The sequence below is a fragment of the Arthrobacter sp. GAS37 genome (assembly GCF_044908325.1).
Taxonomy (GTDB): Bacteria; Actinomycetota; Actinomycetes; order Actinomycetales; family Micrococcaceae; genus Arthrobacter; species Arthrobacter ramosus.
This window is the reverse complement of the sequence record NZ_JBIYDB010000001.1, coordinates 243,442-268,082: the sequence shown is the minus strand read 5'-3', so window position 1 is coordinate 268,082 and position 24,641 is coordinate 243,442. Positions and strand designations below refer to the sequence as shown.

The 24,641-nt window shown below is 64.1% G+C and carries 16 protein-coding genes and 2 tRNA genes; 12 read left to right on the top strand and 6 right to left on the bottom strand.

What is annotated here, in order from left to right:
- Positions 1-60 precede the first annotated feature (60 nt).
- A complete protein-coding gene (locus ABH924_RS01240) occupies positions 61-1,371 on the top strand; it encodes a glycoside hydrolase family 3 N-terminal domain-containing protein (RefSeq protein ID WP_404496291.1) in 1,311 nt (436 codons plus the stop codon).
- Between the two features lie 109 nt (positions 1,372-1,480).
- Here ABH924_RS01240 and ABH924_RS01235 read toward each other — a convergent pair whose 3' ends face one another.
- The 4 genes from ABH924_RS01235 to ABH924_RS01220 all read right to left on the bottom strand — a co-directional run bounded on the left by ABH924_RS01235 (position 1,481) and on the right by ABH924_RS01220 (position 5,021).
- The gene (locus ABH924_RS01235; RefSeq protein ID WP_234748260.1) at positions 1,481-2,218 is read right to left on the bottom strand and encodes an amino acid ABC transporter ATP-binding protein; all 738 of its coding nucleotides are present in this window, start codon (positions 2,216-2,218) and stop codon (positions 1,481-1,483) included.
- Entirely contained in the window at positions 2,215-2,988 is a 774-nt protein-coding gene (locus ABH924_RS01230) for an amino acid ABC transporter permease (RefSeq protein WP_404496289.1), read from the bottom strand. Before ABH924_RS01230 ends, ABH924_RS01235 begins: the two co-directional genes overlap by 4 nt.
- 12 nt (positions 2,989-3,000) lie before the next feature.
- Complete coding sequence (locus ABH924_RS01225; RefSeq protein WP_404496287.1) at positions 3,001-3,954, bottom strand: ABC transporter substrate-binding protein; 954 nt, start codon at positions 3,952-3,954, stop codon at positions 3,001-3,003.
- 356 nt (positions 3,955-4,310) lie between these two features.
- On the bottom strand, positions 4,311-5,021 hold the full coding sequence (locus tag ABH924_RS01220; protein WP_234748257.1) for a 3'-5' exonuclease: 711 nt from the start codon (positions 5,019-5,021) through the stop codon (positions 4,311-4,313).
- A gap of 88 nt (positions 5,022-5,109) precedes the next feature.
- Between ABH924_RS01220 and ABH924_RS01215 the strand changes: the two genes are divergently transcribed.
- The 3 genes from ABH924_RS01215 (at position 5,110) to ABH924_RS01205 (ending at position 12,418) form a co-directional block, all read left to right on the top strand.
- The gene (locus ABH924_RS01215; protein ID WP_234748254.1) at positions 5,110-5,526 is read left to right on the top strand and encodes an MGMT family protein; all 417 of its coding nucleotides are present in this window, start codon (positions 5,110-5,112) and stop codon (positions 5,524-5,526) included.
- A gap of 98 nt (positions 5,527-5,624) precedes the next feature.
- Positions 5,625-8,891 (top strand): ATP-dependent helicase, encoded by a 3,267-nt coding sequence (locus ABH924_RS01210; protein ID WP_404496556.1) that lies wholly within the window; start codon positions 5,625-5,627, stop codon positions 8,889-8,891.
- The gene (locus ABH924_RS01205) at positions 8,888-12,418 is read left to right on the top strand and encodes an ATP-dependent helicase (protein WP_404496285.1); all 3,531 of its coding nucleotides are present in this window, start codon (positions 8,888-8,890) and stop codon (positions 12,416-12,418) included. Before ABH924_RS01210 ends, ABH924_RS01205 begins: the two co-directional genes overlap by 4 nt.
- 34 nt (positions 12,419-12,452) lie before the next feature.
- Here ABH924_RS01205 and ABH924_RS01200 read toward each other — a convergent pair whose 3' ends face one another.
- Positions 12,453-13,688 (bottom strand): macrolide 2'-phosphotransferase, encoded by a 1,236-nt coding sequence (locus tag ABH924_RS01200; RefSeq protein ID WP_404496283.1) that lies wholly within the window; start codon positions 13,686-13,688, stop codon positions 12,453-12,455.
- 143 nt (positions 13,689-13,831) lie between these two features.
- Between ABH924_RS01200 and nudC the strand changes: the two genes are divergently transcribed.
- The 3 genes from nudC to ABH924_RS01185 are packed head-to-tail and all read left to right on the top strand — an operon-like array spanning position 13,832 to position 17,576.
- The gene (nudC, locus tag ABH924_RS01195) at positions 13,832-14,818 is read left to right on the top strand and encodes an NAD(+) diphosphatase (protein ID WP_404496281.1); all 987 of its coding nucleotides are present in this window, start codon (positions 13,832-13,834) and stop codon (positions 14,816-14,818) included.
- Positions 14,815-16,947, top strand: a complete 2,133-nt coding sequence (locus ABH924_RS01190; protein ID WP_404496279.1) for an ATP-dependent DNA helicase UvrD2 — start codon at positions 14,815-14,817, stop codon at positions 16,945-16,947. The genes nudC and ABH924_RS01190 overlap by 4 nt, the downstream gene beginning before the upstream one ends.
- Positions 16,947-17,576, top strand: a complete 630-nt coding sequence (locus ABH924_RS01185) for a M48 family metallopeptidase (RefSeq protein WP_234748238.1) — start codon at positions 16,947-16,949, stop codon at positions 17,574-17,576. The genes ABH924_RS01190 and ABH924_RS01185 overlap by 1 nt, the downstream gene beginning before the upstream one ends.
- Positions 17,577-17,591: 15 nt before the next feature.
- On the opposite strand, the gene ABH924_RS01180 is transcribed toward ABH924_RS01185, so the two are convergent.
- Positions 17,592-19,037, bottom strand: coding sequence for a zinc-dependent metalloprotease (locus ABH924_RS01180; protein ID WP_404496277.1), 1,446 nt, complete (start codon positions 19,035-19,037; stop codon positions 17,592-17,594).
- A 226-nt stretch (positions 19,038-19,263) separates the two neighbouring features.
- Here ABH924_RS01180 and ABH924_RS01175 point away from each other — a divergent pair, with 226 nt between their 5' ends.
- From ABH924_RS01175 to ABH924_RS01155, 5 genes are all read left to right on the top strand, one after another.
- Positions 19,264-20,472, top strand: coding sequence for a PDZ domain-containing protein (locus ABH924_RS01175; RefSeq protein WP_404496555.1), 1,209 nt, complete (start codon positions 19,264-19,266; stop codon positions 20,470-20,472).
- A 133-nt stretch (positions 20,473-20,605) separates the two neighbouring features.
- A complete protein-coding gene (locus tag ABH924_RS01170; RefSeq protein ID WP_404496275.1) occupies positions 20,606-23,602 on the top strand; it encodes a UPF0182 family protein in 2,997 nt (998 codons plus the stop codon).
- Between the two features lie 186 nt (positions 23,603-23,788).
- Positions 23,789-23,862 (top strand) — tRNA-Met (locus ABH924_RS01165).
- A gap of 236 nt (positions 23,863-24,098) precedes the next feature.
- Positions 24,099-24,175 (top strand) — tRNA-Met (locus ABH924_RS01160).
- 164 nt (positions 24,176-24,339) lie between these two features.
- On the top strand, positions 24,340-24,522 hold the full coding sequence (locus tag ABH924_RS01155) for a hypothetical protein (RefSeq protein WP_404496273.1): 183 nt from the start codon (positions 24,340-24,342) through the stop codon (positions 24,520-24,522).
- Positions 24,523-24,641: the final 119 nt, after the last annotated feature.

Here is a 24,641-nt window from a genome sequence, read left to right as displayed (position 1 = left end):
GGCGCTTTCCGATGTTTTGCAGCCTGCTCCTTGCACGCACCGCCGGGCCAGGAGCAGTCTGTGGGCAACGATCGAATCGACAAGGCGATGATTTATCTGCTCAAGCCGTCCAGAATTTCACTGCTCGTCCTCTTCGCCCTGATGGCCGGGGCATTTGCCGGCATTGCGCATGCCGACGCGCCTGACCGCGGGATCTCGGCCGTCGGAGACCCGCCCCCGGCGCCAAGCACTCCCCAGGCCGCCCCAGCGCCTGGGTTCTCCGACTCTCCGTCCGGGGGATCGCCGGACGTTTCTGCAACGCCAACCCGGCCTGCTGATCCGCCGCCGCCTCCGCACCCGACACCGGAACAGAGGCTCGCGGGCCTGACCCTGGAACAAAGGGTAGGGCAGTTGTTCATGGTGGCGGCCAAGGCCGACGGAAGCGATTCGAGCGCAGTGGCTGATCTCCTGAACAACCACGTGGGCAACATCTACCTGGCCGGACGCAGCCAAGCAGGTGTTGCGGCAACGGCATCGGTTGTGGCAAAGCTGAGGGCGGCCATTTCGCCGGCCTCAAGCCGTGGCTTGCCGCTGTCCGTCGCGACGGACCAGGAAGGCGGCTCCGTTCAAGTCCTCAGGGGACCAGGATTCCTGCCTATTCCCGCAGCCTTGGACCAGGGCAATTCGAGCCCCGAACAACTACGCGCCGACGCCCGGAACTGGGGGACCGAACTCTTGCAGGCCGGAGTGAATGTTGATCTGGCGCCCGTACTGGACACGGTTCCCAGCCCCGAATTTGCGCCCTCGAACAAGCCCGTTGGGGCGTTCAAGCGTGAATACGGCTTCACCCCGGCCGCGGTGTCCGAGCACGGGAACGCGATGGCGGCCGGACTGCGGGACGCAGGGGTGGCTCCGGTGGTCAAGCACTTCCCAGGAATGGGGCGCGTAAGCCTGAACACTGACGTCAGCGCGAACGTCCACGACGCCGAAACCACCCGGACGGATCCCTACCTGATGCCGTTCAAGGCCGCGATCGACGGCGGACTCCGGTGGGTCATGATTTCGAACGCCTACTACGACAAGATCGATCCCGACCATGTGGCGCCGTTTTCATCGGTGATCATGCGCACCATGTTGCGGACAGACGCAGGGTTCACCGGCATCATCGTGTCTGATGACCTTTGCAACGCCGTGCAACTGTCGCCTTGGAGCATGGGGGATAGAGCAGCGAATTTCATCGGAGCGGGCGGCACCATGGTTTTATGCGCGGACACTGCTTCAGTTCCGGCGATGTACGCCCAGGTCCTGCAACGGGCGCAGACCGATCCTGGATTCCGCAATTCAGTAGACGCCGCGGCCTTGACAGTTCTTCAAGTGAAGGCAGGGCAGTAAAGCGGACGCGGACGGCCGATCGCGGCCGGACGCAGAAAATCCCCGGCATCCGGACGATTTACCACTGTGGGTGGTTTGTCCGGAAGCCGGGGATCCTCGTTGTTAAGGCCTAGAGCACGTCCGAGAGGAAGCCCTTCAGGCGCTCGGTCCGCGGCTCGGTGAAGAGTTGTTCCGGCGATCCGGTCTCTACGACGACGCCTGCGTCCATGAACGTCACGGTGTCGGACACGTTCCTTGAGAAGCCCATTTCGTGGGTTACCACCACCATGGTCATGCCGCCCTTGGCCAGATCGGTCATGAGCGCGAGCACGCCCTTGACCAGTTCAGGGTCCAGGGCCGATGTTGCCTCGTCGAAGAACATGACCTCGGGCTTCATGGCAAGCGCGCGGGCAATGGCCACTCGCTGCTGTTGCCCGCCGGAGAGGTTGGCTGGCCGGGCGTCGGCCTTGTGCTTGAGCCCTACGAGGTCCAGTTGGGCCAAGGCATCTTCGCGTGCCTGCTCCTTGGACATGCCACGGAGCTTCCGCAGGGCGAGGGAGACATTTTCCACCACGGTCTTGTGCGGAAACAGGTTGAACTGCTGGAAAACCATGCCGATTCGCCGTCGCAGTTCATCCGGGTTGTCCTTAAGCACCGAACGGCCGTCCAGCAGTATGTCGCCCTGGGCGGGTTCGATCAGCCGGTTCATGACCCTCAGCAACGTGGATTTTCCCGAGCCGGAGGGGCCGATCACGGAAGCAGTTGCGCCCTTCTCGACGTGCAGGTCGATGCCGCGCAGGACATGGTTGGACCCGAAGGACAAATGGATGTTTTTAGCCGTCAGTGTTCCTGAAGCGAACTCGCTCATGCCTGGGCTCCCTTCCCGACGACGGCGGCTGCCTCGTCGGGTTCTTTCTTTTCCGGTCGGCCTGTCCTCAGGCGGCGGTCAATCCAGTTCACGAAATGTGTCAACGGAATGGTCAGCGCCAGGTAGAAGATTGCCGCCGCTACATAGGGCGACAGGTTTCCGCTGGTGGAGGCCGCATCCTTGCCGATCTGGAAGATCTCGCGCTCCGAGGCCAGCAAGCCAAGGAGGAAGACCAGCGACGACTCCTTGATCAACGCAATGAACTGGTTGACCAGCGCCGGCAGGACCCGCCGGACGCCCTGGGGAACCACCACAAGCCGCATGGCGGGGCCGTAGCCGAACCCCAGGGCACGTGTTGCCTCAAGCTGACCCTTGTCAACACTCTGGATACCGGATCGGAAGATCTCGCCGATGTACGCCGCCGACATCAGGGACAGCGCCGCGACGGCCAACGGATACGGGCTCGTGGAGCCGCTCAGCTGGCGGATGATCGGGCCGAAGCCGAGGCCGATCACCAGGATGGTGAGGACGGGAGGCAGCCCACGAAGGATATCGGTGTATACGCGGGCTATCCACCGGGCCACGGGGTTCCGGGAGATCCCCATCAAGGCGAGCGCCATGCCGAGCACCGTTCCGATCACGCCGGAGGTGACGGCCAAGACAATGGTATTCGGCAAGCCGACCGCGAACATCTTGGGGATGACTTCGCCTATCGCCTTCCAATCGAGGAAGGTCTCGCCGAGTTGCTTGAGGATTTCCTGGAGATCCATGGAACGCCTGGGTTACTTGGCCGGAATCTGGACGGCCTTGCTGCCCGGCTTCCAGCCCTGCGGGGTCTGCTCCGCCGTGGTCGGGCGGTCCTTGTACCACTCGGCCGTCAGCTTGGTCCAGGTACCGTCTGCGATCACGGCATCGAGGCCGGAGTTGAGGGCATCGATCAGAGGCTGGTTGTCCTTGTTCACGGCCCAGGCAGTGAAGTTCTGGGTGTTGACGACCTTTTCGGCGATCTTGGTGTTGTCGCCGTCCTTGACCTGGCCGGTTGCCTGCTGCGACGGGGCGACCCAGGCGTCAACCTGGCCGCTCTTCACGTTGGCGTAGACCGTGTTGTAGTCCGGGAAGCGGACGGGCTCAAGCTTGAGAGTGTTGGTGACGTAGTCGTCCTGGACGGTGCCCTGGACGACGCCGATGCGGACGTCGGACTTCAGGTCCGCGAAGCCCTTGATCTTGGAGTCGGTCTTGGTCACGACGGCCATGTAGCCGAAGTCGTAGCCATTGGTGAAGCCGACCGTCTCGCGGCGCTTGTCCGTGGTGGAGATCGAGGAGGATCCGACGTCGAACTGCTTGTTCTTGACCTGGGAGAGCAGCGCGGAGAAGTCAGTGGAGGCGAATTCGACCTTGAGGCCCAGCTTGGCGCCAACGGCGCGCAGGAGCTCGTTGTCATAGCCGGTGAACTTGCCAGAGGGATCGATGAAGATGTTCGGCGGGGCGTCCGAGAGCGTGCCGACCCTGATCGTGCCGTCGGTGATGAGGCCCAGCTTGGACTTGTCGATCTTGTCCACCGGAGTGACGTCCTTGGTGGTGTACTTGTCGAGCGTCTTCTGGTCGCTGCCCTGGAGGGCGTCGGTCGGCGAGGCGCTGCCGGTGCTGCCCGCTCCGCCACCGCAGGCGGCCAGGGACACGGCGAGAACTGCAGCCACGGGGACAGCAGAGAACCACTTCAGGGCTTTGATTTTCATCAAGCAAATCACTTTCATCGGGGAACACGCGTTCGTATCGAGACGGGCGGGGAACGCAGCCAAAGCAGGTTTGGGCCGCAATATCAGAACTCGACCCGCCAAACTTAATTATGTCATCCGTCTATTCAGCGATAAATTGACGGCGATAAGACGTGCGATTCCCGGAAAATCCGAATTAAATTCAGCATTCGATGGAATTTGTCCCTGAAGTGCCGCACCCTCCGGCGTCGATGGGGAATTTGTGACTGACGTCCAGCTGGCCTTCAGGCACCAGCTGCCATGTGACGTGCGTCCCATCATGCGGACACTGGAAAAGCGTCCGGTCCGTGGACGGGCGCTTTGAAAGTCCCGACGCTTTAGAAGTCTCCGCGGCTGGCATCTTCCGGCGGAAGAACCGGCCAATTGCCTTCGATGACGGCTGTTGGCTTTGTCTTGCGCAGGTAGCTCTGGAAATCGGCAGCCTGTGCAGCCGCCCAATCAACCTGGAGCTGGTGCAGCTTGGAAGCGGGCATCTGCAGCTTCGGGAATTTGCCGGCCATGGCATCAAGGACGCGCAGGGTGGCGAGGGCGTCTGCGGCGGAGGTGTGGGCGTTATCGAGGTTAACGCCGTACTCCTCGCACAGCGCGGTCAGGGTCCGCTTGCCCTTGCGGTATCGGTCGACCTGCTTGTTCATGACGTAGGGGTCAAGCACAGGGAAACGGCTCAGTTGGGGCACGCCGTAGCGGGCGGATTCGGCCGCCAGGACCGTGAAGTCATAGCTGGCATTGAACGCAATGACCGGCACGCCGTCGTCGAACAGTTCCTGGAGCGCTGCCGCGACTTCGCGCGTCACGTCTGCGGCCGGACGGCCCTCGGCCCTCGCCTTTTCCGTGGTGATGCCGTGGATCTCGCTGGCCTCCAAGGGGATCTCCACCCCAGGATCAGCCAACCATTCGAGTTCCTTGATGATGCCGCCGTCGTCGTCCACTACCGTGACGGAAGCGGTGACGATCCTCGCGGAACGGGAGTTCCGTCCGGTGGTCTCAAGGTCGAACGCGGCGCGGGGGAGGGTGTTCCAGGAGCTCATGCTTCAACGCTACCGGCGCCCTACGACAAGAACCGGACCGACACCCCTTCTGTGCCGATCCGGCGGCCCGTGCCGATAGGCTGGTGGCATGCGGATGGAGTTTGTGACGGCGGTGCTGGCCGTCGTGGATCTCATGCCGCCCGGCGTTGCCGTGTCCTACGGGGATGTTGCCGAGCTTCTGGGCTCGGGCGGTCCCCGGCAGATCGGATCGGTCATGAGCCATCACGGGAGCACGGTGGCTTGGTGGCGCGTACTGCGTGCAAGCGGCGAAGCTCCCCCCGGCCTTGAGTCGGAAGCGCTGCACCACTACTTGGACGAGGGAACGCCGCTGCACGGCGCCTACGCAGAGTATCTGCGCACTGGAGAGGGCCGCTGGCGGGTTGACCTGGCCCTGGCCCGGTGGGCTCCGACGGACCTCGACTTCGACAGTATCGACGCGATCTCTGAGCAACTCGAGCGTCAGCTCCATAAATTGTCGGTACCCGATGATGAAATGACCGTGTGAGTCCAACACCGACACCTCAAGCAACAACGCTGGAAGCAACAACACCGCCGCGGCAGGCACAATCGCGGCAGGCACAGTCGCGGCAGGCGCCCGCGCGGTTGCGCCTGCTTCCTCCGTGCGAGGTCCACTACGCAGCCCCGGAGCTGTCCGCCGACCAGTCCGCCGTCGTCGGGCTCCCGCACGGATCCGGGCCGGTCCTGATACCGGGGGCGCCGGGCACCGGGAAGTCCACTGTGCTCGTGGAAACCGCCGTCCGGCGGGTTCAGCGTGACGGTGTGGATCCGGAACGGATCCTGGTTCTCGCACCCGGCCGGCATGCAGCGTCGGCGTTGCGGGACACCTTTACGGGGCGGCTGGACCGCAGCTTGAGTACGACGCCGGCGCGCACCTGGGCGTCATACGCTTTCGATCTGATCCGGCGAGCCAAAGCCGAGGGCGTGCTGCCGCTCCAGCGGCCGCCCAAGTTGCTCTCGGGGCCGGAACAGGACCTCATCATCAAGGAACTGCTGGAGGGGCACGCCCGGCCGGGTTTTGAACTTCCTTGGCCACAGGACTTGTCCGCGGCATTGCCCACCCGGGGTTTCCGGCAGGAGATCCGGCAGCTCTTCGACCGGATCATCGAATCCGGCCGCACTGCGGAAGATCTCACGTCGCTTGCCTACGAATGCGGCAGACCGGACTGGATTGCTGCCGCAGACCTCTATTCGGAGTACCGGGATGTCCTGGACCTGCGCATGCCGGAGGCCTTTGACCCGGCAGGAATCATTACCGCGGCGCGCCAGATCTTCCAGGACTCACCCGGATTCCTGGCCGCAGAGCGCGAGCGGCTGCAGTTGATCCTGGTGGACGACGTCCAAGAGGCAAACCCCGCCGTGTTTGAACTGCTCGCGGACATCGCAGAAGGAAAGGACGTCTTGGTGGCGTCCTCCCCGGACACCGTGGTCCAAGGGTTCCGCGGTGCCCGGCCCGACCTTGTCTCCGAACTGCCGCGCCTTCTCGGCGGCCTTGCAGGTACTGTGCGGGAGCTCCCGCTATGGCACACCCACCGCCACCGCCCTGACGTCGCGAAAGCCTGGACGGGCGTGGCTGCGCGTATCTCGCAGCGTGCGGGAGGCCAGTTGGCCCGGCGTCTGGACCCACTGCCTGCATCGGCGGAGGAGGCTCGTTCCGGAGGTAGTCAGGCCGCGGGCCGGGTGGAAGCACATGTCCTTCCCTCCACAGTCCACGAATTGCGCTACGTGGCACAACGCATCCTTGAAGCACAGCTGCGCGAGAACCACGAGTTCGGCGACATCGCTGTGATCGTGCGCAACGGTGGGCAATTGGCCCAACTGCAGCGCTATCTGAGCGGTCAAGGAATCCCGGTCCGCGTCCCCGTCGCGGATTCCGCTGTCCGCGACGAAGTGGCTGTTCGTCCCCTGCTTGAGGTGTACGGCGTGGTGCTGGATGCCGCCAAGCTGACGCCTGAGTCTGCGGTCTCCCTTCTCACGTCGAGGATCGGCGGGGCTACAGCCATCGAGTTGCGCCGCCTTCGGCAATCCCTGCGCCGGGAGGAACTGTTGGGCGGTGGTGGACGGTCCAGCGATGCGTTGCTGGTCGAAGCGCTGCTGGAGCCGGGGGCGCTGGGGTCTTTGGGTATCGAGGGTAGCTCGGCATGGCGTTTGGCCCGCATGATCGCGGCGGGACGCCTCGCTGCCGCCGAACCCGGAGCCAACGCGGAGACGGTGTTGTGGGCATTGTGGCAAGCCACCGGTCTGGCTTCGCGCTGGACGGAAATGGCGCTCGACGGCGGCGCGGCCGGCGCCCGCGCGGACCGGGACCTCGACGCCATGATGGCTCTGTTCCACACCGCCGAGCGCTATGTCGACCAGCTCCCCGGCTCCGGACCCGAACAGTTCCTGGAGTATCTGCTCAGCCAGGAACTCCCCATGGACACCCTTGCCGCCAGGGCCCAGTTGGAGGAAGCAGTGGAGCTCATGACGCCGGCCAGCGCAGCCGGGCGGGAATGGGCCGTGGTCATCGTCGCGGGCCTCCAGGAGGGCGTCTGGCCCAACACCAGGCTCCGGGGTGAACTCCTCGGCAGTACTTTGTTTGCCGATGCGGTGGAGCATGGAGTTGAACACGCCTTGCAGCGCGGGCCGCTCAGCAGGCTGCGGGATATCCGCTACGACGAATTGCGGAGCTTCTCCACGGCCGTTTCGCGTGCCCGGGAAGTCCTCATCTGCACGGCGGTTTCTTCCGAAGACGAGCAGCAATCGGCCTTTCTCGACTACGTGGCGCCTTTGGAACCGGGACAGTACCAACGCGAGTACACGCCAGTAGGCCGGCCCATGACCCTGCGTGCCTTGGTGGCCGAGCTGCGGCAGCGCGTCCAGCCGGACGACGCCGCGCTTGCCCGCCCGGGCGTGGCCGAGGATGCCGCCGAAGCTGCGCGCGTGCTGGCACACCTCGCCACCGCAGAGCCCGCAGTGCCGGGCGCGCATCCGGATTCCTGGTGGGGATTGGCGCCGCTCAGCAGCGAGGAACCGGTGGTCCCGGAGCAAGGCACCGTGTTCGTTTCTCCTTCGAAGGTGGAAACTGTGCACAAATCGCCGTTGGACTGGTTTGTCCAGGCGGCCGGAGGCGAGGCCGCTACCGACTTTGCCCGCAGTCTGGGCACCTTGGTCCATGCGATTGCCCAGGAGTTGCCCGATGCCTCTGGCGCCGAGTATGTCGCCGAGCTCGTGCGTCGCTGGCCCACACTGGGCATGAAGGACAACTGGGAGGGCAGGCTGGACTTCCAACGAGCAGAGCAGATGGTCCGGAAACTCGCCCAATACGTCCTTGTCATGCGGAGCGAAGGCCGAACCCTGGCCGGGGTCGAAGCGGACTTCGAGGTTCCCCTTCCGGAGGTGCGCCTGGGCCACGTTGCCGAGGATTCCGATGCTGTCCGGAACGCCGTGCTTCGGGGACAAGTGGATCGTTTGGAAATAGACGCAGAGGGCAGGCTGGTGATTGTCGACCTCAAGACGGGCAAACGCCAGCCGGGCAAAGCCGAACTCGCCAGGCACCCCCAGCTCGGTGCGTATCAGGCGGCCGTCTTGCACGGGGCATTCCAGGATCTGCCTGTTCCGGGGCTTGTTCCCGGCGGTGCCGTGCTGGCACAGCTGGGGACCAAGACAAAGACGCCGGCGGTCCAAGTGCAGGAGCCCCTGGACCCGGGAGACAACTGGGCACAGGACCTTGTCAAGGAGGCCGCCGTGCTCATGGCCGGAGCAAGCTTCGAAGCGCGTCACGATCCCTCAAAAGGCAGCCATGGAGGCCACGGCTGCCGACTGCCCGATATTTGCCCATTGTGCGCTAGGGGAAAGCAGGTCACGGAATGACCGTCCAGACACTCGCAGAAACCGAGGCCGGAGACGCTGCCGAGGATGCCACGGTATTGCCGGAACCTCGGTTCTCGCCCGGCGAATTGGCCGATATCCTCGGCGAACGGAACCGCCCCACGGAAGAGCAATCCGCCATTATTGCGTCACCGTTGACCCCCCGGCTGGTCATCGCCGGCGCCGGATCCGGGAAAACCGCAACCATGGCGGACCGTGTGGTGTGGCTCGTGGCGAACGGATGGGTTCGCCCCGAAGAGGTCCTTGGCGTCACCTTCACCCGGAAAGCGGCAGGAGAGCTGGCCAGCCGTATCCGCGCCAAATTGGCCACCCTGCAACGCATAGCGTCCTCGGACAACGGGCAGTACGGCTTCCCGGAGGGCGTTGCAGGCTCCGATGAGCTTGAACCCAAAGTGTCCACCTACCACTCCTACTCCAGCGGGATCGTATCCGACTACGGCCTGCGCCTGGGTATCGAGCGCGATGTGGTGCTGCTCGGCGGCGCCCAGGCCTGGCAGCTTGCGAGTGAAGTGGTCGAAGCGTACGACGGCGACTATGAGCACTTCACCGCGGCCAAGTCCACGTTGGTCAACGCCGTGATGCAGTTGGCCGGCGAGTGCGCCGAACACTTGCGCGAACCCGCCGAGGTTCAGCACTGGTTGATGGACCGGGTGTCCGAATTCGCGCAATTGCCCTATATGTCCGCCGCGAAAAAGAACCCGAGCCAAGCTGCCGGCGATCTCGGCGCCATGTTGCGGACCAGGGCCAGCGTCGCAGACATGGTGGGGCGTTACCAAGAGGCCAAGAGGAATCGCGGCGTCCTCGACTTCGGCGACCTCGTTGCCCTCGCAGCGAAGATTGCCCAGGACATACCCTTGGCGGCTGCCACGGAGCGGGCCCGCTACAAGGTGGTGCTGTTGGATGAATTCCAGGACACCTCGCACGCGCAGCTGGTCCTGTTCTCCCGACTGTTCGGGGGCGGGCACGCAGTGACGGCGGTGGGAGATCCCAACCAATCCATCTATGGGTTCAGGGGTGCTTCGGCCGGCCAACTATTCCACTTTGTCCAGGAATTTCCCGTCCGGGTGGAAGACAGCTTTGGAACGGCATCCCTGGCCACCGCGCCCACCTCGTACCTGACCACTGCCTGGCGGAACGGGCGCAGCATCCTGGCCGCCGCCAATGTCATTTCCGCCCCCCTCAATAAGGCCGCCGCGAATGACGGAGCCCCGGGCTCCAGGGCCGAAGACAGTTCCGTTGCAGTACCGCCGCTACAGCCGAGCCCCGCAGCCGTGGACGGCAATGTCGTTCTCGGACGATTTGCCACCGACGAAGACGAAGCCGCAGCGATTGGGAGGGACGTCCGCCGCTACCGGCGCACAGTCTTTGAAACTGCGGCTGACGGTACCCCGGTTTCCCCCACCATGGCAGTACTTTGCCGCCGTCGGGCACAGATGGAGTGCGTGCGGCGTGAATTCGAGGTCCAAGGGATCCCGTACGAAATAGTCGGCCTCGGCGGTCTCCTCGACACCCCGGAAGTAGTGGATCTCGTGGCTGCGCTCCGGGTCCTCGCCGATCCCGGCCGTTCCGATGCCCTGATGCGTTTGCTGGCAGGTGCCCGGTGGAGGATCGGAACCGCTGATCTGATGGCATTCCGCGACTGGTCCCAGTTCCTGGCCAGGCGGCGATCCCACGGCGGTGCGGGAACCAGCGATGCGGGGGACGATGCGTCCAGCGCTGACGAAAGCCCGCTGGAGACGGTCGTGGAGAGCGACATTACCGATGCGGCCAGCCTTGTGGAAGCGCTGGACTTCCTGCCACGCCCAGGGTGGACTTCCGGCCATGGACGCTTCCTCAGCGCGGCGGCCTTGGACCGTCTTGGCCGGCTGTCTGCGGAACTTCGGAACTTGCGGGGGTTCATCGGAGACGATCTGACCACGCTGATCGGCGAGGTGGAACGTGCCATGCTGCTGGACATTGAGGTCGCTGCCAAGCCCGGGACGAGCATCCACCAGGCCCGCCGGAACCTGGACGCATTCCATGATGCCGCGGCGGGCTTCCTGCAGACTTCGCAGCGCGTGGATCTTTTGGCTTTCCTGGGATGGCTTGAAGCGGCCGCATCAGAAGAAGGTGGACTAGACATGGCCGACGCCGAGGTGAACCACGAAGCCGTGCAATTACTGACAGTCCACGCCTCCAAAGGCTTGGAATGGGACGTTGTCTTCGTCCCCGGTCTCAACGCCGGGGCCTTCCCGAGCAACCGGGACTCCCGGTGGAGCAGCGGTACCGCGGCCCTGCCATGGCCCCTCCGTGGCGACAGGGCGGATCTCCCCCAATGGGACCTGGACCAGCCGGACCAAAAGGGCTGGCTGGACGCCGAAAAAGACTTCAAATCGGAGGTCCAGCACCACGGCGAGGCTGAAGAGCGGCGCCTCGCCTACGTTGCCTATACGCGCGCAAAGTTCGTCCTGTGGGCATCGAGCGCCGCGTGGAATGGTTCCCGGGCAGGCATTGCCGAGACGTCACCTTTCCTTGCCGAGCTGGCAGGCCTTGCTGCTGAGGCAGGCAACGGCGCCGGCGGAGCATCGGACGCTGCCATTCACCCTCAGTCCCTCAGCGAAGACGCGCTGCCCACTGAGAGCCCCCTGACCGTCGGCACCGAGGTGGCGACCTTTCCCTATGATCCGCTCGAAGGTCCCAGCGACCCCCGCACGGGGGAACGGCTCCGCTTGGTACCGGGGCGGCGGGCCGCCATGGAGGCGGCAGCAACCCGGGTCAGGGACGCCGTCGAGGCACTGCGGACGGATTCGCCGCTCGTCATCGATGCTTCGCCGACGTCCCTCCGCGGGGCGGCAGCCGGCTGGGCCGCCGAAGCTGAGCTGTTGTTGGAACGGCAGCTGCGGCGGAAACCCGTTCAGGACGTCCATTTGCCCGGACACATCTCGGCATCCATGTTCGTCGACCTGGGAGACGACCCCAGGGCGGTCCTGGCCCAGCTCCGGCGCCCGGTGCCCCGCCAACCCGGGATCTCGGCACGCAAAGGCACCGCCTTCCATTCCTGGGTGGAGGAATACTACGGAACCACCGGCATGCTCGATCTCGACGAAGCGCCCGGCTCTGACTCCCACATCGACGAAGCCTACGGACTTGACGACATGGTGGCGACGTTTAGCAATTCAGAATGGGCACACCGGTCCCCGGCCTTCGTCGAAGTTCCCGTGGAAACAAGGATCGGGGACGTCGTGGTGCGCGGACGGATTGACGCGGTCTTCAAAGACGCCGCTGGCACATGGGAACTGGTGGACTGGAAAACGGGCAAGCGCCCGGCCGGCAGGCAACTCAAGACCCGCGCCGTGCAGCTGGCCGTCTACCGGCTGGCATGGGCGCGCCTCAAGGGTGTGCCGTTGGAGCAAGTGAGTGCAGCGTTCTACTACGTTGCCGATGACGCTGTCGTGAGGCCCCACGACCTGGGCACGGCCGAAGAACTGGAGAAGATCATCGCTTCCGCGCTGGGCAGCCGAAACCGATAGGCAGCCGAAACCACGATAGCTAAGCCGGGGCGGCCTAATGGTCCTTGGCGTCCTGTAGCGGCGCGGGCTCCACTATCGGGAGGGCCGTCGTCGAGGTGTCGTCTGCTTCGGACGGCGCCTCCAGCGTCGAGGCGGTCCCGTCTGCTGAATCTCCCACGGGCTCCGGGATGGCCGTAACACTCACCGTGGGCTTTGCTGAGTCGCCCTCCGAGGCCTTGGCTTCCGAAGCCATGACGACTGCCGGTGCTGCCAGCCCGTCCGCAGCGGCAAGCTCCGAAGCGGCAAGCTCTGAAGCCGCAAGGTCTGAAGCGGCAAGCTCCGCAGCGGCGGCTTCGGCCTCCTCGGCTGCCAACGCGTTTTGCTCCTCGATGTCGTCGGCGAGGGATTTGAGCATCGCCTCGGCTTCTGCCGTCATGTCACTGTGACCGGCTGCCAAGGCCTTGACGAGATACTGGGCCAGGGCGAATTCGGCAAGAAGTGCCGAGCGTCGCAGCAGGTGGCTGTCAGGCGTATCCCGCCGGGCTTCCGTGTAGTGCCGCAGTACGGACTCCACGAAGCGCTGTTCGTTTGACGCCACGAGCCAGGCGAAGTCATCGGCGGGGTCGCCGATCCGCAGATCGGTCCACCCCGTCACGGCCGTCACGCTGTCGCCATCGACCAGCAGATTGTCTTCATGGAGGTCGCCGTGGACTACACACGGGTTGAAGCGCCACAGCGCCACGTCTTCCAGTGCGTGCTCCCAGCGACGCAGCAGGGCTGGCGGAATCTTGCCAGTAGTGGCGGCCTGGTCCAGCTCGTTCAACTTGCGCTGGCGGAATTCGTTGGCCGTGTAGCTGGGAAGATCGGCGTTATTGACGAGGGATTGGGGGAGGTCGTGGACGGCGGCCAGCGCCACACCTATCTCTTTGGCCAAGGCATCACTGCAGGTGGACAACTCTTCGATGCTCCGCGTGGCCCCGGCCAAGTGGGCGTAAACAAATGTGCTCAGCGGGCCTTGGCGCACCGTTCCGGCCACAGTGGGCATCAGAAAAGGCAGCTCGGCCCGGATCGCCGGCGCGAAAGCCCGCAGAATCATGAATTCGGTTTCCAGCCGGGCGCTGGCTTCAGGATGGCGCGGCGATCGGACACGCCACCGCTTGCCCTCCGAATCCAGCAGAAGCGCCGAATCGAAATCGGCAGCATCATCCGGGGCGGAGGCGGCAGCCATCGGCGTCAGGCCGGGCACCGCCGCAGTAGCTACAGCGGCCAGTTCGAACGGTGTTCTTCTCACGTCTTCCACGGTAGATTGACAAGCGCCTCTGGCAGCGATGCAGTGCGGCGAGTCTTGAGATCCGCTGGAAAACAGCATCCAGGGGCGCGCATCGCCGAAAGATCCAAATGTCAATTGTCGGTGCGAGTCAGTACGGTAGGTACATGAGTTTCACCGAGTTCCAGGCGCCGGCAAACCACCTTATCGATACCGTTCTTCCGGTGCGCCCTGCCATGGTTGACCGCGGATCTGCTGAACGCCTGAAGCCGGGCATGCTTGACCAAGTGATCTCATCAGCTTCGGCCAAGGCCATGGTGTTGTCGCAGCGCCAAGCCCTCGTAGTGGGTGACAAGCTGTGGCTGGGCGACGCAGCGCCGCTCTTCGAAACCCTTCAAGCCGCCGGTGGACCGCTGACTGCCATTTATCTCGGCCGGACCCTTGCTGCTTCCTCTGTCGCGGAGCAAACCCCCATCGTCCTCTTTGTGTCCACTGAGCCGGTTTCGCCTGGAGCCGCGGGCCTTCCGGCCGACGGCTCCTGGGCGGGATTCCGGGAGGTCGCCGCCCGCCTCGGTGCCATGGACACAGCCTTGTTTGTTGAGGCCAGCGCCATTTCCAATTGGCATGCCACCCATACCCACTGCCCGCAGTGCGGAACTCCCACGGAAATCGAAGCCGGCGGCTGGGTTCGGCGGTGCCCGCGGGACAAGTCGGAGCACTATCCGAGGACCGATCCGGCCATCATCGTCACCGTGGTCGGTTCCGACGGCAGGCTGCTCCTGGGTGGAGGAGGGCCGCTTGACGCCAAGAACTACTCCACGCTGGCCGGCTTCGTTGAGCCCGGGGAATCGCTTGAACAAGCCGTGGTTCGCGAAATCGGGGAAGAAGTGGGTGTGCGGGTCACCGCTTGCCAATACCTTGGCTCGCAGTCGTGGCCGTTTCCGGCCTCGCTTATGCTCGGGTTTACAGCAACAACGGACGACGTCCAGGCCCGGCCCGACGGCGTCGAAGTCACCCGGGCCCGCTGGTTCAGCCGTGCGGAACTCCAGGCAGCCGTGCTCAGCGGCGAGATCACGATCTCAACGAGGCTCTCGATTGCGCGTTCCCTGATCGAGCACTGGTACGGCGGCGTCATCGAGGACCTCCAGCAGTGACAGACGGTATTTTCAGCGACACCGTTTCACTCGAGGACCGGATTCTCGGAGGCCTTGACGCCGAGCAGCGGGAAGTCGCCAGCAACCTTACTGGACCCATGTGCGTCCTCGCCGGAGCGGGTACGGGAAAAACCCGCGCCATTACGCACCGCATTGCCTATGGCGTCCACTCCGGTGTCTACAGCCCGCAGCGCCTCCTGGCCGTCACCTTCACCTCCCGGGCCGCCGCCGAGATGCGAAGCCGCCTGCGGGATCTCGGCGTCGGAAACGTCCAAGCACGCACCTTTCACGCCGCCGCGCTCAGGCAACTGCAGTTCTTCTGGCCGCAGGCGGTCGGCGGCGTCCTGCCGAACTTGCTGGACCACAAGGCGAACATGATCGCCGAAGCCGCGCGGCGGCTCCGGCTGAGTACCGATCGCGCTTCCATCCGTGACCTTGCGGCGGAGATCGAGTGGGCAAAGGTTTCCATGCTGACGCCGGCCAACTACCTTGAGAATGCCCAGGACCGCGGCACTCCGGGAGGTTTCGACCTCACCGCCGTCGCACGGGTTTTCCAGTCTTACGAAGACGTGAAGACGGACCGCAACGTGATCGATTTCGAGGACGTCTTGTTGATCACGGTGGGCATCCTTCAGGAAGACCCGAAAGTGGCAGCTACGGTCCGCGAGCAGTACCGGCACTTTGTGGTGGACGAGTACCAGGACGTTTCGCCGTTGCAACAGCGGCTTCTTGAGCTGTGGCTTGGCGGCCGCGACGAACTCTGCGTGGTGGGCGACTCCAGCCAGACCATCTACTCCTTCACGGGAGCATCTCCCAAGCATCTCCTGGGATTCAAGGGCCATTACCCGTCGGCGACGGTCGTCAAACTGGTTCGTGACTACCGTTCCACGCCTCAAGTGGTGAAGCTCGCCAACGATCTCCTCGGGTCCCGCCGCAGTGGTGGAACGGTTGCCGACGCCGCCTGGGCCAAACCCCTGCAATTGGTGGCCCAGCGCCCGGCCGGTCCGGAGCCACGGTTCATGGAATGCCCGGACGACGAGGCCGAGGCGGCGGTGGTCGCGGGCCGGATCCGGGAATTGATCGACGCCGGCACCAAGGCGAGCGAGATCGCCGTGCTCTTCCGCACCAACGGCCAATCGGAAGCGTACGAACAAGCTCTTGCTTCGGCGGGCATCGGCTACCAGCTCCGAGGTGGTGAGCGGTTCTTCGCGCGCAAGGAAGTCCGGGACGCCATCCTGCAGCTGCGCGCCGCCACACGTGCGGTGGCCGAGGATTCCGCCAAGGAGCCGCTGGGCCAACTGGTCCGGGACATCGTGGCTTCGCTCGGTTACACGGATGCCGCACCGCATAGCGGCGGTGCCCTCCGCGAACGCTGGGAGTCGCTGGCCGCGCTCGTGGCCCTCGCGGACGAGCTCGCCATTAGCCGCGGGCCGGAATTCACGTTGATGGAATTCGTCAACGAACTCCAGGAACGTTCGGTGGCCCAGCACGCCCCGACAGTCCAGGGCGTGACCCTCGCATCGCTGCACGCCGCGAAGGGCCTGGAGTGGGATGCCGTGTTCCTGGTGGGCTTGAGCGAGGGACTTATGCCCATTTCCTTCGCCGACACTCCCGAGAGCGTGGACGAGGAACGCCGCCTGCTCTACGTCGGGATCACGCGGGCACGCGAGCACCTGAACCTGTCCTGGTCCACAGCCCGCACGCCTGGTGGCCGTGCCAACCGCAAGCCTTCGCGCTTCCTCGACGGGCTCCGCCCCGATTCGGTGCTCGGAGCCAGCGCGCGCAGCCGCCCCACGCCACGGCGCAAGGCGGCAGCACCGGCGTCGTGCAGGGTCTGCGGCACGATGCTCGCCACTGGCGCTGAGCGCAAAGTGGGTCGCTGCAGTCAGTGCCCGCCCACGTACGAGGACCAGACCTTTGAGGCTTTGCGGCAGTGGCGCAAGGAAGAGGCCTTGAGCAACGAGGTTCCCGCCTATGTGGTCTTCACGGACGCGACCTTGACCGCCATCGCCGAGGCCCGGCCCACTTCACTTGAGGAACTGGCGCAACTCGCTGGTGTCGGGCCTTCCAAGCTGGAAAAGTATGGCGAAGCCGTGCTGGCAGTTCTGGTCGAGAACGGGTCTGCGTAGTGCCGCGGATCCCGGGACAGCCCGCTTTGCCGCTGACCACCGACGACGGCGCGCCCGTCGTCGTTCGTCGCTCGGCCCGCCGCCGTCGTACTGTGGCGGCTTTCTGGGAGGACGGGAACGCCGTTGTGGCGATCCCTGCCCACTTCACGAAGGCACAAGAAAGCGAATGGGTCCGGCGGATGCTGGACAAGCTCAAGCGACAGGGGGAGAGGGGCGCCCAGGGAGCCGGCAGGCGGAGGCCCGCGAGCGATGCGGCCCTTGCCGGCCATGCCGCGGAACTGTCCTCAAGGTACCTGGGCGGGCGCGCCATCCCGACGTCGGTCCGCTGGGTCAGCAACCAGAAGTCACGGTGGGGCTCGGCAACTCCGGCGGACGGGACCATCCGGCTTTCGGACAAGCTCCAAGCCATGCCGCAGTGGGTGATCGACTACGTGTTGCTCCACGAACTCGCGCATCTGCTGGTGGCCGGCCACAACTCCGCGTTTTGGCGCTTGCTTGAGGCATACCCCGAAACACAGCGGGCCAAGGCGTTCCTGGAGGGCGTCGCCTTTGCGACGTCGCGGGGGCTAGGACCGGATGAAGAAGGCGCCGACGCACCAGCCGGAGGCTGGGACGCCGACGCCGACTAGGTGTTCAAGGAGCGGCTAGGCCTTGGGCTCCCCGGGTTCCGTGCTGTCGGGGGAGTCTCCGTCTTCAGGCTTCGGAGCCTCCGGGCTGGCCTCTGTGTTCTCCTCATCCTTCGGAGCGTCGTAGCCACCTTCAAGGAGCTTCTGCAGTGCATCGTCCACTTCGGTGTCGCTGGCTTCAGCCAAGCGGCGCCGTTCGGTGAAGCCCGCCGGGTCGTCGAGGTCATGCGCCGTGGGGAGCAAATCGGGGTGCTGCCAGATGGCGTCGCGGCCGGCGATTCCACGTTCGTCCTTCAGCACCGCCCACAGCGTGGCAGCTTCGCGCAGGCGCCGCGGGCGCAGCTCGAGTCCCACCAAGGAGGAGAACGCGTGCTCAGCGGGTCCTCCCGTGGCGCGGCGCCTCCGCACTGTCTCGCGGAGGGCGACGGCAGATGGGAGCACATTCTCGGTGGCAGCGGCCGTGAGTTCGTCCACCCAGCCCTCAACCAGCGCCAGGGCTGTTTCGAGTTTCTCCAGGGCAGCCGATTGTTCGGGAGTGCGCTCGGGTGTGAACACCCCCTGGGAGAGGGCTTCTTGAATGCCCTCGGGGTTGCCGGGATCCAGGTCCCGGGCGAGGTCCTCGACGCGGGACAGGTCGATGTGGATGCCGCGGGCATAAGCTTCGATCGCCCCGAGGAGATGGCCGCGCAGCCATGGAACCTGCACGAAGAGCCGGGCATGCGCGGCTTCGCGGACGGCGAGGAACAACCGGACATCATTCTCGGGGACGCTCAGGCCTTCGCCAAACTTCGCCACATTGGCCGGTAGCAATGCCATCTCGAGATCAGCGAGCGGAACGCCGATGTCGGTAGAGCTGACCACCTCGGCGGACAGGGCCCCGATGGCCTGGCCCAGTTGCATGCCGAAGATTGCTCCGCCCATGTTCTGCAACATGGACGAAGTGCCACCCATCATGGCCTTCATTTCTTCCGGCATCTGCTGGGTCAGAGCATCCGAGAGGGCATTGGCGATGCTGTTGGCCACCGGCTCCGTGAGTCGTTTCCACGTCGCGAGGGTGGCTTCCACCCATTCAGCGCGGGACCAGGCGCGGCCGATGAGGCCCGTTGCCTGAAGATCGGTGACCGGATCCAACCAGAGTTCCGCGAGCCGGAGCGCCTCGTCGACTTCGCGGGCCTGCACGGCATTCACCGACGGATCCGTGCCTGCAGCGGCAACACGGCGGGCATTCTCGTGGGCGAGCTGCCAATTGACAGGGCCCTCGGAAGTGGAGCTCATCATGGCCTGCACTTGGGCGAACATTTGCTGCAGCATGTTGGGGTCGTTCGGCAGCCCTGCGGCCTTTGCCAATTCGGCGGGGTCGATATTGCCCATGCCTTGCCCGCCCATCAGGTTCTTCAGCATTTCTGCCAAGGGATCCACGGGTGAATCGTCTCCATTGGGAGGGGTATTCGGGTTGGAGGTCATGGTGCCGCCGATCGTCGGTGTGACTGGTGATCACTTTCAAGGTACCGCGATGCCCCGGGGCTGTCTGCCTCAAGAACGCGTCGTTCGCTCTAGGCAAAGCACGCCCGGCGCGCACAGCAAGTAGGGTGGATCGTTGGTAAGTTTACTGGCCTCCACCCTGAGGGGGGTCTAAACGGTAGCGTTGGGCATGCAGTTCCCGGCGCGGAGAGGTCTTTCATTGACTAGTTTGCCGAGCCCCGGAGCTGCCGGGGAACCCGGACAGCCTCTCGGCCCCTCCAACTCCCAGGACGTCCCGACGCCGCAAGGCCATTCCCCGGAGCAGGACTCCGCACAAACGCAGGAACCAGGGCAGGAACCGCCCCGCGCGCCCCAACCGGCACGGCGCCGCGACGGCCGGTACATCGCGATGCTGGTCTCCGGCGCCCTGACCATTGTGTTGGGAATCGCCGCGGCTGTTCTCCCTGTTCCCTACGTCGTGGAATCTCCCGGACCGACGTTCAACACCTTGGGCACGGACCACAACAAGCCGGTCATTAGCATCACTGGGCACGCGACGTATCCCGCCAAGGGAAATCTGGACCTGACCACCGTCTACATCAACGGCGGCCCCAACGGACCCGTGAACATTTTCGAGGCCTTCCAAGCCTGGCTGGACGGTTCCAAGGCCGTGTACCCCGAAGAACTTCTCTATCCCAAGGGCGTCACCAAGCAGCAATCCGAACAGGAAAGCGCGCTTGCCATGACTAACTCCCAGGAGAACGCAATAGCCTCGGCTCTTCAGGAAGAGAACATTCCGTACGGGCAGAAGCTTGCAGTCGCAGGGTTGTCCGACGGCTCGGCCTCCGCAGGCAAACTCCAGACAGGGGATGTCTTTACGTCGATCAACGGCAAGGCGGTCACGTCCCTGAACGTCGTCCAAACCGCACTGGCCGACGGCGCGGGCGCGCCTGCCGCCGTCGTCGTCGATCGGAACGGCAAGCCCGTGACGGTGAGCATTACCCCCGGCAAGGGCTCAAACGGCAAATACATCCTGGGTGTACTGCTGCAGTACAAGTTCACGTTCCCGTTCGACGTCAAGATCTCCCTGGACCAGGTGGGCGGACCGAGCGCCGGCATGATGTTCGCGCTGGGCATCATCGACAGCATCACCCCCGGCGACCTCACGGGGGGCAAGCATGTGGCCGGCACCGGCACCATTTCGCCGGACGGCACCGTGGGACCCATCGGTGGAATCGCCCAGAAAATGCGCGGAGCCCGCAACGGCGGCGCAACGCTTTTCCTCGCCCCTGCCGCCAATTGCGATGAGGTCGTAGGGCACGTTCCGGACGGGCTGCAGGTAGTCAAAGTGGACACTCTGGCGGACGCAAAATCAGCCGTGGAGCGACTCGCCTCGGGCCAGGACATGTCCCGCCTCCCGACATGCTCCAACAACTAGACTGATGATGGAACTTAGCTCCACTGCCACTCGTGGCACTAATGACGGCCCCCGCCATTAGCACCCGGCACCGGGGCCGACGAACACACGCACTGATGACCGTTAACTGACGACCAGCGATGAGGTATCGAGTTTGTCCCGTCCAGCCAGCACCAGCCCGCCCGGAAGACCGCAGCGGAGACGGGGTGCACTCACTCCAACTTTGATCATCGTCGCCGTCGCCGTGGTGGGATTCATTTTCTTCGCCAATGTGTGGACAGACGTCCTCTGGTATCAGCAACTGGGCTTCTTCGAAGTCTATTTCAGGGAGAACCTTGCCCGGATCCTGATCTTCCTCGCGGGCTTCGTCCTGATGTCCGTGCCGGTCTTCTACGCAATCCGCGTTGCCTACCATGCACGGCCCGTCTACGCTCCGGACTCCGAGACCAGGGACAACCTGAACCGGTACCAGGCCCAACTTGAACCCGTACGACGCGTGGTCATGATCGGCATCCCCGTGCTGTTCGGCCTCTTCGCCGGCAGCGCGGCCGCGAGCCAGTGGCAAGCGGTGCTTTTGTTCTTCAACCAGGTACCGTTCGGCCAGGCCGATCCCCAGTTTGGCCTGGACATCAGCTTCTATCTCATGACTTTGCCGTTCCTTGGCTTTGTCACGGGTTTCCTCATGAGCGTTGTGGTGATTGCCGGAATCGCGGGAATCCTTACCCACTACCTCTACGGCAGTATCCGGCTCATGGAACGCGGCATCTTCACCAGCCGTGCCGCCCAAATCCACCTGGCCGTGACCGGGGCCGTTTTCCTGCTGCTGCTCGGAGCCAACTTCTGGCTTGACGTCTACAGCACCGTCCAGAACAACGGCGGACACTGGGCAGGCGCCCTCTACACCGACGTCAACGCCGTGATCCCGACGAAGACCATCCTGGCTGTTGCCGCGGGTCTGGTGGCCATCCTCTTCATTGTGGCCGCCGTGATTGGCCGTTGGCGCTTGCCCGTGATCGGCACGGCCATGCTGATCATCACGTCCATCCTTGCGGGCGGTGTCTACCCCTGGGTGATCCAGCAGTTCCAAGTCCGGCCCTCGGAGCAGACGCTGGAAAACAAGTACATTGACCGCAACATTGCCATGACCCGGTCCGCCTACGGTTTGGACAAGATCAAGGTTTCTCCCTACAACGCCACCACGGACGCCAAGACCGGGGCCCTTGCCAAGGATGCCCAGACGGCCGCCAACATCCGGCTGTTGGACCCGAACCTGGTTTCCTCGGCGTTCTCCCAGCTGGAGCAGTACCGTCCGTACTACCAGTTCCCCAAGGCCCTTAACGTCGACCGTTACACCGTGAACGGCAAGACCCAGGACACCGTGATCGCTGTCCGCGAATTGAACCAGGACGGGCTGAACGCCAGCCAGCAGACGTGGGTCAACCGGCATATCGTCTACACCCACGGTTACGGCGTCGTGGCCGCCAAGGGCAATACCTTCACGGTTGACGGCAAGCCGGACTTCCTGCTGTCCGGAATTCCATCCATGGGTACCCTTGGCAGCGATGCGAGCTACCAACCCCGCATTTACTTCGGTGAAGATTCGCCGGACTACTCGGTGGTCGGCGCCCCGGATGGCGCTCCGCACCGCGAACAGGACCGACCGGCCGGCAAGGACACTTCCACTGAAACGCAGTACACCTTTACCGGCAACGGCGGCCCCAACGTCGGCAACTGGTTCAACCGCCTCCTGTACTCCATCAAGTTCCAGTCCTCGGACCTGCTGCTGTCTGACGGCGTCAACGAGAAGTCACAGATCCTTTACGACCGCACTCCGCGTGAGCGCGTGCAAAAGGTTGCTCCCTACCTGACGGTGGACGGAAGCGCCTATCCCGCAGTCGTCGACGGCCGGGTGAAGTGGATCGTGGACGGCTACACCACCAGCCAGTACTTCCCCTACTCCCAGCAGCAGCAACTGGGAAACGCTACGGCCGATTCGCAGACGACCTCCGGACGCACGGCGGCCCTGCCGAACAGCACCGTCAACTACATCAGGAACTCGGTCAAGGCCACTGTCGACGCCTATGACGGCTCGGTCACGCTGTACGCCTGGGATGACCAGGACCCCATCCTGAAATCGTGGGAGAAGATTTTCCCGACCACCGTCAAGCCGTACTCGGAGATGTCCGGACAGCTGATGAGCCACGTCCGCTACCCGGAGGACCTGTTCAAGGTCCAGCGTGAGTTGCTTGGGCGTTACCACGTGACCAATGCGGACAGCTTCTACCAGAACAACGACGCGTGGAGCGTTCCGAACGACCCCACGGTCACGGATCCCGTCCGGCAGCCTCCGTTCTACATGTCCCTGCAGATGCCCGACCAGACCAAGCCGGCCTTCCAGCTGACATCCTCCTTCATTCCACAGGTGGTCAACGGCGCCGCCCGGAACATCCTGTACGGCTTCCTCGCAGCCGATTCCGACGCCGGCAGCCAGAAGGGGGTGAAGGCGGACACGTATGGCCAGTTGCGATTACTCCAATTGCCAACGGATACCCAGGTTCCAGGCCCCGGCCAGGCCCAGAACAAGTTCAACTCCGATCCCGAAGTGTCGCGGGAACTCAACCTGCTCAGGCAGGGAGCATCCGATGTGCTCAACGGCAACCTTTTGACATTGCCGGTGGGCGGAGGCCTGCTTTATGTCCAACCGGTCTATCTGAAGTCCACCGGTGAGACGTCTTATCCGACGCTTCAGCGCGTGCTCGTGGCCTTTGGCGACAAGGTTGGCTTTGCCCCCACGCTTGACGGTGCGTTGAAGATCCTCTTCGGGGGCGACTCAGGGGCCTCGGCGGGAGACTCGGCCAATAACGGCCAGACCCCCACTCCTCCGGGGACTACTACGCCACCCGCCGCAGCGGATGCGCAGGCCCAGCTGAAGGCTGCGCTGGACCAGGCCAACAAGGCCATCCAGGATGGCCAGGCTGCACTCGCCAAGGGCGACTTCGCCGGATACGGTGCCCAGCAGAGCATCCTGTCCGCGGCAATACAGAAGGCGCTCGACGCCGAGTCCCGGCTTGGTGTCACCCCGGCCCCGTCGGCAAGTGCCAGCCCGTCAGCGAGCCCGTTGCCGACGCCCTCGCCCTCGCCGAGCAAATAGCTAACTCCAGCTGGCTGATTTCGGCTTAGCCGGGGTTTTGCAAGACCGGGCCAGCCCTGACCAGGGCTGGCCCGGTCTTCCTTTTGATCTGGCGGCCTGTGCTGGGTGCCTGGGCGCCGGGGAGACGGAGGTCACGTCGTCTGGATTTGGCCTGACATTCACCTGCAGGTAAAGTAGTTCTTGCGACGCGGGGTGGAGCAGTTCGGTAGCTCGCTGGGCTCATAACCCAGAGGTCACAGGTTCAAATCCTGTCCCCGCAACTGGAGAAAAGATCCGGCACAGTGGAAACACTGTGCCGGATCTTTTTGTTTTCCACCGATTTGCGGGTAGGGAGTGCGGGATGGGTAGATCGTGTGCCCGGTATGGCCGCGCGAGAATTGCCCCCTCTCAAGGGCTGTTACTTCTGTCCGACGGCTCCTTTAGATCCCAACGTGCCGCAGCGCACATCTAAGTGGTCAGAGGCGTCCCCGAATGTGCGGTAGAGTTGATTTTGCGACGCGGGGTGGAGCAGTTCGGTAGCTCGCTGGGCTCATAACCCAGAGGTCACAGGTTCAAATCCTGTCCCCGCAACCAAATAAACGAAAGAGTCCGCCCGTCTGGGCGGACTCTTTCGTTTAGCCCCCTATTTTCGCAATTTCTGGGCTATTAGGACAAAACGTGCGCGAATCCCGGAGCACGTCATGTGCGTCCCGGGATCGTCTTCGCTCGGATGTGCCGGATTCTGTTAAATCATTCGAATGGATAAATTGCGGGCCTGCGGAATCACGGCCCCGGCAGCTTCGGCGAAGAGAATGATCCAGCAGAATCCGACCGTGTCCATCGAACTGGATCTGCTCATGGACCTCCCCGGTCACCGGGATCCGGAGGCAACGTTCCAGCACCAGGCCGTGCGGCGGCGGAATGTCTTGAACACGGTTTAAGACGGCTATGCGGGCCGATCCGGGTGAATCGTTTTTCCACACGTAGAAGCGCCGAGATCCACACTGAGATTGCCCAAAAACACACTGATTTTTGGCAAATCTGTACGGATTTTGACCAC

What these genes read in the sequence shown, in the direction of transcription:
- ABH924_RS01235 (WP_234748260.1), bottom strand. Translation starts at nt 2,218, where the DNA reads ATGAGCGAGTTCGCTTCAGGAACACTGACGGCTAAAAACATCCATTTG.
- ABH924_RS01230 (WP_404496289.1), bottom strand. Translation starts at nt 2,988, where the DNA reads ATGGATCTCCAGGAAATCCTCAAGCAACTCGGCGAGACCTTCCTCGAT.
- ABH924_RS01225 (WP_404496287.1), bottom strand. Translation starts at nt 3,954, where the DNA reads ATGAAAATCAAAGCCCTGAAGTGGTTCTCTGCTGTCCCCGTGGCTGCA.
- ABH924_RS01220 (WP_234748257.1), bottom strand. Translation starts at nt 5,021, where the DNA reads ATGAGCTCCTGGAACACCCTCCCCCGCGCCGCGTTCGACCTTGAGACC.
- ABH924_RS01215 (WP_234748254.1), top strand. Translation starts at nt 5,110, where the DNA reads ATGCGGATGGAGTTTGTGACGGCGGTGCTGGCCGTCGTGGATCTCATG.
- ABH924_RS01205 (WP_404496285.1), top strand. Translation starts at nt 8,888, where the DNA reads ATGACCGTCCAGACACTCGCAGAAACCGAGGCCGGAGACGCTGCCGAG.
- nudC (WP_404496281.1), top strand. Translation starts at nt 13,832, where the DNA reads ATGAGTTTCACCGAGTTCCAGGCGCCGGCAAACCACCTTATCGATACC.
- ABH924_RS01180 (WP_404496277.1), bottom strand. Translation starts at nt 19,037, where the DNA reads ATGACCTCCAACCCGAATACCCCTCCCAATGGAGACGATTCACCCGTG.
- ABH924_RS01155 (WP_404496273.1), top strand. Translation starts at nt 24,340, where the DNA reads ATGGATAAATTGCGGGCCTGCGGAATCACGGCCCCGGCAGCTTCGGCG.